Raw genomic sequence first — 14,845 nt, forward strand, 5'->3', positions numbered from 1 at the left:
GAAAGACTGTGCGGAGGAATTGTTTCGACTACTGAGAGGGCTCACCGTGCCGAACCGGAGCATGACCGAAGACGATCCGCTCGAAGACTTCGACCGTCGAACGATCACCATCGACGCAGTGGCGAAGTCCGTGTACGTGGCCGGCGCCGGTCCCGCAGTTATCGTCATGCCGGAGATGCCGGGCATCAGCCCGCATGTAGCGCGATTCGCCCGCTGGGTGCGCGACGCCGGTTTCACTGTCTTCGTTCCGTCACTGTTCGGGCGCGCCGGAGCGGTCCCCACAGTGGACGAGGGGCTGACGGTGTTCAAGAGAGCCTGCGTCAGTGCGGAGTTCCGCGCCCTCGCTGTCGACGAACCGAGTCCGGCGGTCCGTTGGCTGCGTGCACTCGCCACTTCGGCGCATGAGGAGTGCGGCGGTCCTGGCGTTGGCGTGATCGGGATGTGCTTCACCGGCAACTTCGCGTTGTCGATGATGCTCGAACCCTCGGTCATCGCGCCGGTTCTCGCCCAACCGTCGTTACCGCTCGACCGACCGGACGAAACCGACAGCGGGCCCGAAGAACTCGAAGCCGTGCGCTCGAGACTCGAGGCCGAAGACCTCACGGTGCTTGCATACCGGTTTCAAGGTGACCCGTTCTGCCGCGCACAGCGATTCGCGGCCTACTCGAAGGCCATGGGCGAGCGCTTCGTCGGAAAGGTGCTGCCCGACGAAGCGGCCAACGCGACAACGTCACCGTTCTTCGAACACGTCATTGCCAATCCACACAGCGTGGTGACGGCTCATCTCGTCGACGAGGCGGGATCGCCCACCACCGTCGCTCGAGACGAGATTCTGCAGTTCTTCCGCGAGCGGTTGCTCGCGGAACGAACCAGCGATCAGTGAAGCTTGGTCATCCAACCGTGGGTGTCGGCGAAGGTGCCGCGCTGAATGCCCGTGAGGGTGTCGCGCAGTGCCATCGTCACTTCACCCGGCTCGCCGTCGGCGATGGTGAACTCGCCCTCGGCGGACTTGACGCGTCCGACGGGGGTGATGACTGCTGCTGTGCCGCAAGCGAAGACCTCGGTGATTTCACCGCTCTTGCACTTGGTGCGCCATTCGTCGGTGCTGATCTTGCGCTCCTCGACGGCGAAACCGGAATCGGCGGCAAGGGCGAGCAACGAGTTGCGCGTGATGCCCGGCAGCAACGAACCGGACAGCGACGGCGTCACGAGGCGAGCGTCGGGGCCGGAGCCGAAGACGAAGAACAGGTTCATTCCACCCATTTCCTCGACGTACGTGCGCTCGATGGCGTCGAGCCAGACCACCTGGTCGCAACCCTCGTCGGCAGCTTGCGCCTGGGCGAGGAGCGAAGCGGCGTAGTTGCCGGCGAACTTGGCCGCGCCGGTACCGCCAGGGGCCGCGCGAACGTATTCGGTGGACAGCCACACACTGACCGGCTTGACGCCGCGCGGGAAGTACGCACCGGCGGGTGAGGCGATCAGCAGGTAGCGGTACTCGTCGGCGGGACGGACACCGAGTCCGGCTTCGGTGGAGAACATGAACGGACGGAGGTAGAGCGCGTCCTCGCCACCGGCTGCGGGAACCCAGTCGAGATCGACGTCGATCAGTTCGGTGATGGAATCGATGAACATCTGCGACGGGAGCTCCGGCATGGCCAGACGGCGCGCAGATGCTGCGAAACGCTCGGCGTTGGCCTCGACGCGGAACGAGCTGATCTCGCCACCCGGCTGACGGTATGCCTTGAGGCCCTCGAATATGGCCTGTCCGTAGTGCAAAACCATTGCGGCCGGATCGAGCTCGATGTTTCCGTACGGCAACACCTGGGCGTCGTGCCAGCCCTTGCCCGCGGTGTAGTCGATCGAGACCATGTGGTCGGTGAAGTGCCGCCCGAAGCCGGGCGCCGCCAAAATGTCACGGCGCTCGGCGTCGGACTTCGGGGACGAGCTCTGAACACGAACGAAATCGGCGGCACCTGTCATGGGCGCAATCCTATCGAACGTGAAAAAGCTCTCTACTTGGTGTTGGTCTCCACGAACGGAGGAGACACCACGACGCACCGAAGAGCACGACCACGGACGTCGACTTCGATCTCGTCGCCGGCCGAGACATTGGCACCGGAATCGAGGAGCGCCAACGCAATTCCCACTTTGAGCGAAGGCGAAAACGTCCCCGAGGTGGTCTCGCCGATTGCCTCGCCGTCACGCAGAACACCGAGGCCGGCACGAAGCACGCCGCGATCGAGAGCCTTGATCCCCCAGAGTTTGCGAGCCGGGCCGGCAGCCTTCTCGTCGGTCAAGGTCTCTTTGCCCCAGAATGTCGGCTTCTTCCAACCGATCGCCCATCCGCAGCGCGCTTCGAGCGGAGAAATCTCGAGCGAAAGCTCATGCCCGTGCAGCGGATAACCCATCTCGGTACGAAGAGTGTCACGGGCGCCGAGTCCGGCGGCCTGCCCACCCTCGGCGCGCACTGCCTCGAGAAGCGCACGGAACAACGGCTCGCTGTCCTCCCACCGCGGCAGGAGTTCGTAGCCGACCTCACCGGTGTAACCGCTGCGGCACACACGAACAGGCACGCCGTTCCATTCCGCATCTTCGTACGCCATGTACTCGATCTCGGTGGGAAGTCCCAGCGCCGTCAGAACCGCCACCGATTTCGGACCCTGCACAGCCAGCACACCGTAGGCACGATGCTGATCCTCGACGGTGATTCCGTCCGGTGCGAGGGCGACCAGAGCCGCAACGACGTCCGCGGTATTGGCCGCGTTCGGGACGAGGAAGATCTCGTCGTCGCTGACGTAGTACGCGATGAGGTCGTCGATGACACCACCGGACTCGTTGCAGCACAACGTGTACTGAGCCTTACCCGGCCCGATCTTGTTCAGATCGTTGGTCAGTGCGGAGTTCACGAATTCCGCGGCGCCCGCGCCACGCACGACGGCCTTGCCGAGGTGACTGACGTCGAAGAGTCCGACACTCTCACGCACAGAGGTGTGTTCGGCCACGACGCCGGCGTACGAAACCGGCATCTGCCATCCCCCGAACGGCGCGAACGTCGCGCCGAGTTCGACGTGGACGGGGTGGATCGGGCCCTGCAACAGTTGTTCGTCGGTCATGGCCCACAACCTATCGGACTTCGCCGATCGAAACATGTCCGCAGCGAGAGCTCACCCGGCCGCGACGATCGCCCCGTCCGCAAACGGCAAAGGGCCTAACATCGACTCAGGCATCCGCCAGAACCGGACGCATCGCACACTCACCTCACAGGAGACACCTTGAGCACTCGCACAGCCCGATCGTTGGGACCCGACCTCGTTCTCGCCGGCACAGTCGCCAAGCGCGCAGAGATATTGGTCGTCGGTCTGACGTCGGGTCCGGACGGCCCCGAGATCGCACTAAGCGAAGGCATCGTCGCCGAAGACGTGCTCGCCGAGATCCTCGACAGCCTCATCGCCGTCGGCGCCACCGGCAAGGCCGAGCAGCTCACCCGCGTCCCGGCACCGAGCGCGCTGTCGGTCACCAGCGTCCTCGCCGTCGGACTCGGCTCCGCCGACAAGCTCGACAGTGAGCAGATCCGCAAGTCCGCGGGCGCTGCAGCGCGCTCACTGTCTGGCATCGACACCGTCGCAACCACGCTCTCGATCCTCGATCTCGGCGCAGCCGCCGAGGGATTTGCGTTGGGCGCGTACAGCTTCACCGAATTCAAGTCGTCCATGACGGCTCCCGGTCCTGATTCGCAGCCACTGGCCCGCGTCGAACTTCTGGTGCCCTCGCCGCGCACCAAGGAGACCAAGGCAACGCTGGCACGGTCGGCAGCGATCGCCGAGGCCGTCGCCACCGCACGCGAGTTCGTCAACACTCCCCCGAGCCACCTCTACCCCGCCGAGTTCGCCGCGCGCGCCAAGGCACTGGGCGTCGAGGCCGGGCTCACCGTCCAGGTGCTCGACGAGAAGGCACTCGAGAAGGGTGGCTACGGCGGAATCATCGGCGTCGGCAAGGGCTCGTCACGCCAGCCGCGTCTCGTCCGCCTCGAATACGCGTCGAAGAAGCGTGGAGCCCGCAAGGTCGCACTGGTGGGCAAGGGCATCACCTTCGACACCGGCGGAATCTCCATCAAGCCCGCCGCCGGGATGGAGAACATGACCTCGGACATGGGCGGCGCCGCAGCGGTCATCTCCACCGTCGTGCTTGCCGCCAAGCTCGGTCTGCCCGTCAACGTCGTCGCATACGTCCCGATGGCCGAAAACATGCCGTCCGCGACCGCCCAACGTCCCGGCGACGTGCTGACCCAGTACGGCGGAATCACCATCGAGGTCGTCAACACCGACGCCGAGGGCCGTTTGATCCTGGCCGACGCGATGGTTCGCGCGGGTGAGGACAACCCCGACTACATGATCGACACCGCAACCCTCACCGGTGCGCAGATGGTGGCGCTCGGCAACCGCACCCCCGGCGTCATGGGCACGGACGAGTTCCGTGACCGCGTCGCCTCCATCTCGCAGAGCGTCGGCGAGAACGGTTGGGCCATGCCGCTGCCCGAGGAACTGCGCGGAGATCTCGACTCCAAGGTCGCCGACATGGCCAATGTCACCCCGCACCGCTGGGGCGGCATGCTGGTCGCCGCTCACTACCTCAAGGAATTCGTTCCCGAGGGTGTCCAGTGGGCGCACATCGACGTCGCAGGTCCTGCGTACAACACGTCAGGGCCGTGGGGTTACACCGGCAAGGGCGGCACCGGCGTTCCGGTTCGCACGATGATCTCGGTCCTGGAGGACATCGCGGTCAACGGCTGACCACTTGCTGTGCGCCTTTATTAACCGCGGGAGGTTAATAAAGGCGCACAGCAGTTCAGGCGCCGTCGCGCAATTCCTGCTCTCGGGCCCGCTTGCGTTCGATTCGCTTACGCTCGTCGTGATCGCGCATACGCTGCGGATATCCCGTTTTTCTGACGTCGTAGACCGGAATCTTCAGGTCTTGTCCCAATTTGCGGGCACCACGTTCGCCGCCGACACGACGACGAGTCCACTCCCCGTCCTTCGCGACGAGGACAACGGTCACCTCGGTCACCGTTGTCTGCGGTTCCACATATGCCTCGACGCCTTCGTGCGAGTGCGCCCAATTCGCCAGATGATCCGCATCACTCTGCGCTGCGGCCTGAGCCGCACTCGGCGGACGCTTGAAACGATCGAACAGTCCCACGGTCGTACCCTCCTCGGTACCGACGCCGCGGATGCACCCCGGCGATATGTCAAGTTTGCCAGGCGATGTCCGTTGTGCCTGCGCACGACATACCGTTTGGTCCGCTTACGACGTTACAGCCGGACCCCCAACGCATACCTACTCGCCAGTAGCCGACACACCCGAAACGGACGGCATCCCCCTCATCGGACACGCCCGGCGTATCAATGGAAAGATGAACGACGGTGACGCCGCGCCCGCGCGTCGACATCGGCAAAATAGCTACAAGTAGCCGCACGTCGCGCGCCACTCGAGCACAATGCATTACGACCACAAGTCGACAAAATTCAACAACCCGAACACAACTGTCGAGGAGTCAAAAGACATGGCCTTCTCCGTCCAGATGCCAGCCCTAGGTGAGAGCGTCACCGAGGGAACTGTCACACGGTGGCTCAAGCAGGAAGGAGACACGGTCGAAGTCGACGAACCCTTGCTCGAAGTCTCCACGGACAAGGTCGACACCGAGATTCCGTCTCCCGTCGCCGGCGTCCTGACCAAGATCGTCGCGCAGGAAGACGACACCGTGGAAATCGGTGGCGAGCTCGCCCAGATCGGTGAAGCCGGCGAAGCCGCAGCACCCGAGGCAGAGGCACCCGCCCCCGCCGCAGAGGAAGCTCCCGCCGAGGAAGCCCCGGCTGCCGAGGAACCCGCCGAAGAAACTCCCGCTGCCGAGGCACCCGCTGCTTCCGGCGGTTCCGCTGAAGGCACCGCCGTGACGATGCCCGCCCTCGGCGAGTCCGTCACCGAAGGCACCGTCACCCGCTGGCTCAAGGCCGTCGGCGACGAGGTTGCCGTCGACGAGGCGCTGCTCGAAGTCTCGACCGACAAGGTCGACACCGAAATCCCGTCCCCCGTCGCCGGAATCCTGCTCGAGATCAATGCGCAGGAAGACGACACCGTCGAGATCGGTGGCCAGCTGGCCGTCGTCGGATCCGGCGCACCCGCCGCGGCTCCGGCACCCAAGGCCGCTCCCGCAGCACCGGCCGCTCCGCCGGCACCCAAGGCTGAAGCACCCAAGGCTGAAGCACCGAAGGCCGAAGCACCCAAGGCCGAGGCACCCAAGCCTGCTGCCGCACCAGCCGCACCCGCTCCGAAGCCTGCTGCAGCTCCCGCACCGGCGGCCGCACCCGCAGCTTCCGGCGACAGCAGCCCGTACGTCACCCCGCTCGTGCGCAAGCTCGCCACGGACAACGGCGTCGACCTCGCGACCGTCACCGGCACCGGCGTCGGCGGCCGCATCCGCAAGCAGGATGTGCTCGCCGCTGCGGAGGCCAAGAAGGCTCCCGCCGCCGCTGCTCCTGCTGCAGCACCCGCGGCCGCACCGGCCGCCACCGCAGCCGCAGGCGTCCGACCGGAACTGGCACACCTGCGCGGAACCACGCAGAAGGCCAACCGTATTCGGCAGATCACGGCCACCAAGACGCGTGAGTCGCTGCAGAACACCGCTCAGCTCACGCAGACCTTCGAGGTGGATGTCACCAAGATCGTCGCCCTGCGGGCCCGCGCCAAGGCCGGCTTCATCGAGCGCGAAGGCGTCAACCTGACGTTCCTTCCGTTCTTCGCCAAGGCAGTCGTCGAGGCGCTGAAGTCGCACCCGAACATCAACGCCAGCTACGACGAGGCTGCCAAGCAGATCACCTACTACGACGCTGAGCACCTCGGCATCGCAGTGGACACCGATCAGGGCTTGCTCTCCCCCGTCATCCACAACGCCGGCGATCTCGGCCTTGCCGGTTTGGCTCGCGCCATCGCCGACATCGCGAAGCGTGCACGCTCGGGTGGCCTGAAGCCGGACGAGCTCTCGGGTGGAACCTTCACCATCACCAACATCGGCAGCCAGGGCGCGCTGTTCGACACCCCGATCCTGGTACCGCCGCAGGCGGCCATGCTCGGAACCGGCGCGATCGTCAAGCGCCCGATGGTGGTCACCGACGAGAACGGCAACGAGTCCATCGGCGTTCGCTCGATGATCTACTTGCCGCTGACCTACGATCACCGTCTGGTCGACGGCGCCGACGCCGGCCGATTCCTCACCACTGTGAAGCAGCGGTTGGAAGAAGCCTCGTTCGAAGCTGATCTGGGCCTGTAAGCAACTGCTCGGCCGGCCGGGGCGTCATCTCCATCAGGAGGTGGCGCCCCGGCTTTTTCAGTACGGTCGGATATACACGGTCGGATATCGAAGCAGGCTGAATCGAAGGAGGCTTTCCGAATGCGAGTAGTCATCGCCGGCTCGTCCGGTTTGATCGGAACGGCCTTGGTGTCATCGTTGCGCTCCGACAACCACGACGTCGTACGTCTCGTGCGACGCTCGACCGCTGGACCCGACGAATCGCGTTGGGACCCGGACCACGACCGTCTGGACCTCTCCGTCCTACAGGGCGCTGACGCCGTCGTGAACCTCTGCGGCGTCGGCATCGGCGACAAACGGTGGTCGGGTTCCTACAAGCAGGCGATCCGTGACAGCCGCATCGTCGCGACCGATGTCCTGGCCGAAGCTGTCGCGAGTCAGAAGGTTCCCGTACTCGCCAACGCGAGCGCCGTCGGCTACTACGGTGACACCGGCGACAAGATCGTCGACGAGGATTCGCCGGCAGGCACCGACTTTCTCGCCACGACGTGTCGCGATTGGGAAATTGCCACCGAGCCCGCACGCAAGGCGGGAGCCCGCGTGGTCAATCTGCGCTCGGGCGTCGTGATTTCACCCCACGGCGGCATGCTCGGTCGGCTTCGGCGCATTTATTCGTTCGGTCTCGGCGGGCGACTGGGCAACGGTCGCCAGTACTTTCCGTGGATCTCACTCGAGGACGAGTGCGACGCGATCAAGTTCGCGCTCACGAATTCCGAACTCTCCGGTCCCGTCAACCTGACCGGTCCGGCCCCTGTCACCAACGCCCAGTTCAACGACGCGATGTCCCGTGCGGTCCACCGACCGGCTCCCTGGATCGTTCCCGGGTTCGCACTCGAAGCCTTGATCGGAGAATTCGCCAAGAGCGGTATCCTCGGTGGCCAGCGCGCCATTCCCGCGGCTTTGGAAAAGGCGGGATTCTCCTTCCGCCACAACACGATCGGCGAAGCGCTGGCGGCCGCACTCGGATGATTCCGAAGTCGGGCGTAATCTCTACGTCCATGAGCAGCGCTGACGTTTCCGCCCGGTTCTCGAAACTGCCGATCGCCGTCGAGCAACTCGGTTTGATCGACTACAACGCCGCGTGGGACCGCCAGCGTGAGCTCGCGGCAGCGCGGGCAGACGACATCGGACCGGACACGCTACTGCTCCTCGAACACCCGCCGGTGTACACGGCAGGACGACGCACGGAACCCGAAGACCGTCCCGTCGACGGCACACCTGTCATCGACGTCGACCGCGGCGGGAAGATCACCTGGCACGGCCCCGGCCAGCTGGTCGGATATCCGATCGTGAAACTGGCCGAGCCCATCGACGTGGTGCGATATGTCCGACGTATCGAGGAAGCACTGATCACGGTGTGCACGGACCTTGGCCTGAACTGCGGGCGCATCGACGGCCGCTCCGGCGTCTGGCTGCCCGCCGAACTCGCAAACGGGCAATGGAAGCCCGAGCGCAAGGTTTCCGCCATCGGCGTGCGCGTCCAACGGGGCGTGGCACTGCACGGCTTCTCCCTGAACTGCAATTCGGTCCTGACCGGATTCGACAACATCATCCCCTGCGGCATCCGTGACGCCGGGGTGACGACGCTGTCGGATGAACTCGGTCGCGACGTCACCGTGGACGAAGTCACTCCCGCTGTGACCGAGGCAGTGATCGCTGCTCTCGACGGAACCATGCCCGTCACCGAACGGAACGTCGAGCGCGTCACCTTCGAAAGCGCCTCGCCTACTCCGACTTTTACTACTGTTCAGTACAGCTGACGGGCTCGCCCGAACCCCGTTGCAGTAATCACCGGGCGTAGGATCACTGTCGTGACTATCGCCCCAGAAGGACGTAAGCTGCTCCGTCTCGAGATCCGAAACGCGGAGACGCCCATCGAACGCAAACCCAACTGGATCAAGACCCGCGCAAAGATGGGCCCCGAGTACACGGAGCTCAAGGGCCTGGTCAAGCGTGAAGGTTTGCACACCGTCTGCGAGGAAGCAGGCTGCCCCAACATCTACGAGTGCTGGGAAGACCGCGAAGCCACGTTCCTGATCGGCGGCGAGCAGTGCACACGCCGCTGCGACTTCTGCCAGATCGACACCGGCAAGCCCGACGCCCTCGACCGCGACGAGCCCCGTCGCGTCGCGGAAAGCGTTCAGGCCATGGGGCTTCGGTACTCCACGATCACCGGCGTCGCCCGCGACGACCTCCCCGACGGCGGCGCCTGGCTCTACGCCGAGACCGTCCGCAAGATCCACGAACTCAACCCGGGCACCGGCGTCGAGAACCTGGTTCCGGACTTCAACGGCAAACCCGAACTGCTCGACGAGGTCTTCGCCTCACGCCCCGAGGTACTCGCACACAACCTCGAGACCGTCCCCCGCATCTTCAAGCGGATCCGTCCGGCATTCCGGTACCAGCGCAGCCTCGACGTCATCACCGCAGCACGCGACTACGGACTGGTCACCAAGTCCAACCTGATCCTCGGTATGGGCGAAACCCCTGAAGAGGTCACCGAGGCGATGGCAGATCTCCACGCCGCCGGTTGCGACATCCTCACCATCACCCAGTACCTGCGACCCTCGCCCCGGCACCACCCCGTCGAGCGGTGGGTCAAGCCCGAGGAGTTCGTCGCACACTCCAAGGCTGCAGAAGAGATGGGCTTCGCCGGCGTCATGGCCGGTCCGTTGGTTCGCTCGTCGTACCGCGCCGGACGCCTGTATGCGCAGGCCATGGCACATCACGGCCGTGAACTGCCCGAGGCGCAGCGTCATCTGACCGAGGGCGGAGACGCTTCCCAGGAAGCCAGCTCACTCATGGCGCGCCTGAATCGCTGATCCACTTTTTGCTGTGCGCCTTTATTAACCGCGGGCGGTTAGTAAAGGCGCACAGCAATGGACGTATCCTGGGTACATGGCGAACGGCAGCAAATCCGGTAAGGGCAAACCCACCAAAGAGGCAAAGGCTGCAGCGAAGGCTGCCCGCAAGCAGGCTTCCAAGGAACGTAGAACTCAGCTCTGGCAGGCATTCCAGATGCAGCGCAAGGACGACAAGCTCCTCCTTCCGCTGATGATCGGCACCCTCGTCGGTGCTGCTCTGGTCTTCTTCCTGGTCGGTCTCATCTGGGGCCTTCAGTGGTTCCTGCTGCCGATCGGCATCGTTCTCGGTCTCCTCGGCGCGTTCATCATCTTCGGTCGCCGCGTCCAGAAATCGGTGTACAAGAAGGCTGAAGGCCAGGCCGGTGCCGCTGCGTGGGCACTCGACAACATGCAGGGCGCGTGGCGCGTCACGAATGCCGTCGCCGGCACCACCCAGCTCGATGCCGTTCACCGCGTCGTCGGACGGCCGGGTGTCATCCTCGTCGCCGAGGGTTCGCCGCAACGCGTCAAGGGCCTCCTCGCGCAGGAGAAGAAGAAGACTGCCCGCCTCATCGGCGACACCCCGATCTACGACATCATCATCGGCAACGACGAGGGCCAGGTTCCGCTCTCGCAGCTCCAGCGCTACTTGAACAAGTTGCCCCGCAACATCGACACCAAGCGCATGGACAACATCGAAGGGCGCCTCGCTGCGCTCAGCGCACGCGGCGGCGGAGCAGCGCTTCCCAAGGGCCCGATGCCCGGAGGCGCGAAGATGAAGGGAATGCAGCGAACCATTCGTCGTCGCTGACACTCCCCCACAGCAAAACGAAAGACCCGGGCCCATACGGACCCGGGTCTTTCTTCGTTCGAGAAGTTTGTGTCAGCGCGACTTCACGAGCAAAGTGCCGGTCGCGCGGTCCTGCATACCGCGACCGTCGATGTCGGTGATGGTCGCGGGAATGACGAACACCAACAGCGCCTGACGCCCCAACGCGCGCACGAAGCCCACACGGATCGGGCCTTCGATTCGCGCAACCTGAAGTCCGAGGACGAACTGCCCCGGGGTGAAGTTGAACAGCGCCACGGTGACGACACCGACGGCGAACCACACCATCAGTGTGACCGTCGAGGTCATACCGTCGAAGAAGTCTCCGGTGATGAGCGAGGCCACTCCCACGGCCATGACCCAATCCACCAACAGTGCGGCGATACGACGACCCGAACCGACCAGCGAACCCGGCCCCTCCTGAGGGAAACCGAGGAACTCGCCACGGTACGACTGCTCACGGCCGTCCGTGCTCTTCGGCAAAGCTGCTTGCGGCCCAGAGAGCCAAGTTCCGGTGATACGTGCCATGCTGTCCAGGATAGGCGTCGCAGCACCGTAGTCCAGATTTGCCGGGTTTTAACTGTGTGGCCGGTCACATGGACTTCGGAAATCCCCAGGATGCTGCGACGCGTAACACTGCCGAAACAAAGGGTTGACGAGCGGGCAACACCAGCTCCCTACCGTCTGCCTCGACGGATTCAACCGACATCACTTGGCTGAAGCGACTTAAGGAGCACAAGCGTGGCGTTCACCACGGCCGAAGAGGTCATCAAGTACATCGCGGACGAGAACATCGAGTACGTCGACATTCGGTTCAGCGACCTGCCCGGCGTCCAGCAGCACTTCTCGATCCCGGCGTCTGCTTTCAACCACGACGTGTTCGAGGACGGCCTCGCATTCGACGGATCTTCGGTCCGCGGATTCCAGTCGATCCACGAGTCCGACATGATGTTGCTTCCCGACGTCACCACGGCGCAGATCGACCCCTTCCGCAAGGCGAAGACCCTCAACATCAACTTCTTCGTGCACGACCCGTTCACCCGTGAGTCCTACAGCCGCGACCCGCGCAACGTTGCCCGCAAGGCCGAGGAGTACTTGGTCAGCACCGGCATCGCGGACACCGCATTCTTCGGCGCCGAGGCCGAGTTCTACATCTTCGACTCGGTTCGCTACGACTCCGGCATGAACTCCGCGTTCTACGAGCTGGATTCCATCTCCGGTTCCTGGAACACCGGCGCAGAGACCAACGCCGACGGCTCCCCGAACCTCGGCTACAAGGTTCGCGCCAAGGGTGGCTACTTCCCCGTCGCTCCGTACGACCACTACGTGGACCTGCGCGACGAAATCTCCACCAACCTGACCAACGCGGGCTTCGAGCTCGAGCGCGGCCACCACGAGGTCGGCACCGGCGGACAGCAGGAGATCAACTACAAGTTCAACACGCTGCTCGCAGCTGCTGACGACCTGCAGCTGTTCAAGTACATCGTCAAGAACACCTGCTGGCAGCACGGCAAGTCCGCGACCTTCATGCCGAAGCCGCTCTTCGGTGACAACGGCTCGGGCATGCACGTCCACCAGTCCCTGTGGAAGGACGGCAAGCCCCTCTTCCACGACGAGTCCGGCTACGCAGGCCTCTCGGACATGGCTCGCCACTACATCGGCGGCATCCTGCACCACGCTCCGTCGCTGTTGGCCTTCACCAACCCGACGATCAACTCGTACCACCGTCTGGTGCCGGGCTACGAAGCCCCCATCAACCTCGTGTACAGCCAGCGCAACCGCTCGGCAGCTGTCCGTATCCCGATCACGGGCAACAACCCGAAGGCAAAGCGTCTCGAGTTCCGCGCACCCGACTCCTCGGGTAACCCGTACCTCAACTTCGCTGCACAGATGATGGCCGGCCTGGACGGCATCAAGAACAAGATCGAGCCGATGGCTCCGGTCGACAAGGACCTCTACGAGCTTCCCCCGGAGGAGGCTCGCAACATCCCGCAGGCTCCGACCAGCCTCGAGACGGTCATCAACCGCCTCGAAGCCGATCACGAGTACCTGACCGAGGGTGGCGTCTTCACCACCGACCTGATCGAGACCTGGATCTCGCTCAAGCGCGAGCAGGAAATCGCTCCGGTCAACCTGCGTCCGCACCCGTACGAGTTCGAGCTCTACTACGACGTGTGATCCGCATCGGTCGCTGAACTGGACTGGAACCCGGCTGACCTAGCCTTCCGTCCGCACAGCGTCCGCAGCATCTTCACACGAGTCCACCCGCTTAGTGATCACAGCATCGATCGCAGAGCGGGTGGACTCGTCTGCGTCCGGCCACATGTGCCCGTAGGTGTCGAGCGTCGTCTTCGCGCTCGCATGCCGCAGCCGAGCCTGGACTGTCTTGATATCTGCGCCCGACGCAATCAGCAGTGAGGCGAGATAGTGGCGCAAGTCGTGGAATGTGAACTCGTCGGGAAGGTCGACGTCCCCCGAATCCTTCACCGCTCGCAACGCACGTTCGATCAACCACGGTCCCGCAGCCTTCCCCTCGCCGTTCGTGACCATATGCTCATGGGGCCACTGCTGTACCGACGCCGACAACAGGAGCGCGAGAGACTGCGGCACTGGAATCGGCGCGTCACTCCCCTGCGTCTTCAACGGCTTGTCCGGCCACTGCCGCTTCGGGTGAACTACTCCCCTGGTGAAGTCGACATCGTCGACAAGCGTCGCGGCCGCTTCGGAGATCCGAAGGCCTGCGAACGCGCCAAGAAGGATCGCCACTCGATAGTGCGCCGGCATTGCGTCGTGCACTGCCCACAGTTGCTCGGTCGTGATCACGTAGACCTTGGCGCGACCCATCGGCGGCGATGTCCGACGCGAGCACGGATTACGACCAAGCAGTCCGTCATGAACCGCATCGCCCATGATCTGCGCCAGACGTGAATGCAACGCGTAGATGTACGATTCCGCGAACCCATCCACCTTCAGCTTCGACGTCCAGGTTTTGACCGCCGACGGTCGGACAGCAGATAGACGCACCTTGCCGAACTCCGCGGTTATCTGCGCAATGTGCGTGCGCGCTTGCCTGACCGTCGAGTCACGATGGACTCCGTATCCCAGGATCCACTGATCGCACCATTGCTGAACAGTGATCTGAGCATTGCGGGGCGCGACATGAGTTCCCGTGCCAAGTGCCGTCGTAGCTGTGTTCAGCCAGTTCTGAGCATCGGCTTTCCGGTCGAAGCCCTTTGCATGCTCGGTGCCGAGGTCGTCAACGTACCGGGCACGCCAGCGCTTGCCTTTGCCATCATTCGCCGACGGAACCTTCTGCTCGACATCACCGACTCTGATCGTCTTCCTCCAGCGGTCCTCTACGCCGGACCGACGGTTCCGCTTCGTCGTCACGAGCACCTGCCCGAGGGTCGAACGTCCGACTTCCGACAAGCCGCATCGATACTTGGCCACCAATCCGGGCGACCGATCTCATACGGACTCATTTCACGGCTGTCGACAGCCAAGCCGCCTGTACCACTGACCCGACGGGGGCACTCGATCGTGAACGACCAGTTTGAGCGTGACATTGGAACATCCTAATTAGGCGCCGCGGTCGGGCTTCGCTGTCCAACGTTCGGGGTCGTTTATGGATGCACCAATCAGTCCGTCTCACCTAAAAGCTATGGGACGTTCGTATGGACAATTGAGAGGAACGCTGACCTCGTCCTGCTGGATTACCAGATCGGTTCAGCCAATCCGAACGCCTAACGGCAATTCACGGTCACTTGTCAACAACACCAATTGTGAACTTGTGGACAAGCTCGAACCTCG

At 64.0% G+C, this 14,845-nt stretch carries 13 protein-coding genes; 8 read left to right on the forward strand and 5 right to left on the reverse strand.

Annotation, left to right across the window (positions count from 1 at the left end):
• Nucleotides 1–61 precede the first annotated feature (61 nt).
• Complete coding sequence (locus QM596_RS20230) at nt 62–883, forward strand: dienelactone hydrolase family protein (RefSeq protein WP_283309778.1); 822 nt, start codon at nt 62–64, stop codon at nt 881–883.
• Here the strand turns inward: QM596_RS20230 and QM596_RS20235 are convergent.
• Nucleotides 877–1,980, reverse strand: coding sequence for a branched-chain amino acid aminotransferase (locus tag QM596_RS20235; protein WP_003941766.1), 1,104 nt, complete (start codon nt 1,978–1,980; stop codon nt 877–879). The genes QM596_RS20230 and QM596_RS20235 overlap by 7 nt on opposite strands.
• A gap of 32 nt (nt 1,981–2,012) precedes the next feature.
• Entirely contained in the window at nt 2,013–3,113 is a 1,101-nt protein-coding gene (gene gcvT / locus QM596_RS20240; protein ID WP_047887993.1) for a glycine cleavage system aminomethyltransferase GcvT, read from the reverse strand.
• 159 nt (nt 3,114–3,272) lie between these two features.
• Between gcvT and QM596_RS20245 the strand changes: the two genes are divergently transcribed.
• A complete protein-coding gene (locus QM596_RS20245; protein ID WP_141488820.1) occupies nt 3,273–4,790 on the forward strand; it encodes a leucyl aminopeptidase in 1,518 nt (505 codons plus the stop codon).
• Nucleotides 4,791–4,845: 55 nt separating this feature from the next.
• Here the strand turns inward: QM596_RS20245 and QM596_RS20250 are convergent, their stop codons facing one another.
• The gene (locus tag QM596_RS20250; protein ID WP_003941713.1) at nt 4,846–5,196 is read right to left on the reverse strand and encodes a hypothetical protein; all 351 of its coding nucleotides are present in this window, start codon (nt 5,194–5,196) and stop codon (nt 4,846–4,848) included.
• A gap of 364 nt (nt 5,197–5,560) precedes the next feature.
• Here QM596_RS20250 and sucB point away from each other — a divergent pair, with 364 nt between their 5' ends.
• The 5 genes from sucB (at nt 5,561) to QM596_RS20275 (ending at nt 11,017) form a co-directional block, all read left to right on the forward strand.
• Nucleotides 5,561–7,324 carry a 2-oxoglutarate dehydrogenase, E2 component, dihydrolipoamide succinyltransferase gene (gene sucB, locus QM596_RS20255; protein ID WP_283309785.1) on the forward strand — a complete coding sequence of 588 codons (1,764 nt, stop codon included), beginning with the start codon at nt 5,561–5,563 and terminating at the stop codon, nt 7,322–7,324.
• A gap of 120 nt (nt 7,325–7,444) precedes the next feature.
• Nucleotides 7,445–8,332 (forward strand): TIGR01777 family oxidoreductase, encoded by an 888-nt coding sequence (locus tag QM596_RS20260; RefSeq protein WP_283309787.1) that lies wholly within the window; start codon nt 7,445–7,447, stop codon nt 8,330–8,332.
• Nucleotides 8,333–8,361: 29 nt separating this feature from the next.
• Nucleotides 8,362–9,123 (forward strand): lipoyl(octanoyl) transferase LipB, encoded by a 762-nt coding sequence (lipB, locus tag QM596_RS20265; protein ID WP_020969894.1) that lies wholly within the window; start codon nt 8,362–8,364, stop codon nt 9,121–9,123.
• 51 nt (nt 9,124–9,174) lie between these two features.
• Entirely contained in the window at nt 9,175–10,185 is a 1,011-nt protein-coding gene (gene lipA / locus QM596_RS20270; protein WP_283309789.1) for a lipoyl synthase, read from the forward strand.
• A gap of 76 nt (nt 10,186–10,261) precedes the next feature.
• Nucleotides 10,262–11,017: a DUF4191 domain-containing protein gene (locus QM596_RS20275; RefSeq protein WP_003941625.1), complete on the forward strand. Its 756-nt coding sequence runs from the start codon at nt 10,262–10,264 to the stop codon at nt 11,015–11,017.
• Between the two features lie 72 nt (nt 11,018–11,089).
• Here the strand turns inward: QM596_RS20275 and QM596_RS20280 are convergent, their stop codons facing one another.
• A complete protein-coding gene (locus tag QM596_RS20280; RefSeq protein ID WP_019748923.1) occupies nt 11,090–11,563 on the reverse strand; it encodes an RDD family protein in 474 nt (157 codons plus the stop codon).
• A gap of 213 nt (nt 11,564–11,776) precedes the next feature.
• Between QM596_RS20280 and glnA the strand changes: the two genes are divergently transcribed.
• Nucleotides 11,777–13,213 (forward strand): type I glutamate--ammonia ligase, encoded by a 1,437-nt coding sequence (gene glnA, locus QM596_RS20285; RefSeq protein ID WP_283309790.1) that lies wholly within the window; start codon nt 11,777–11,779, stop codon nt 13,211–13,213.
• A 39-nt stretch (nt 13,214–13,252) separates the two neighbouring features.
• Here the strand turns inward: glnA and QM596_RS20290 are convergent, their stop codons facing one another.
• A complete protein-coding gene (locus QM596_RS20290; RefSeq protein WP_283309791.1) occupies nt 13,253–14,425 on the reverse strand; it encodes a tyrosine-type recombinase/integrase in 1,173 nt (390 codons plus the stop codon).
• Between the last annotated feature and the right edge of the window lie 420 nt (nt 14,426–14,845).

The organism is Rhodococcus sp. IEGM 1406, from assembly GCF_030056745.1.
Classification (GTDB): Bacteria; Actinomycetota; Actinomycetes; order Mycobacteriales; family Mycobacteriaceae; genus Rhodococcus_F; species Rhodococcus_F erythropolis.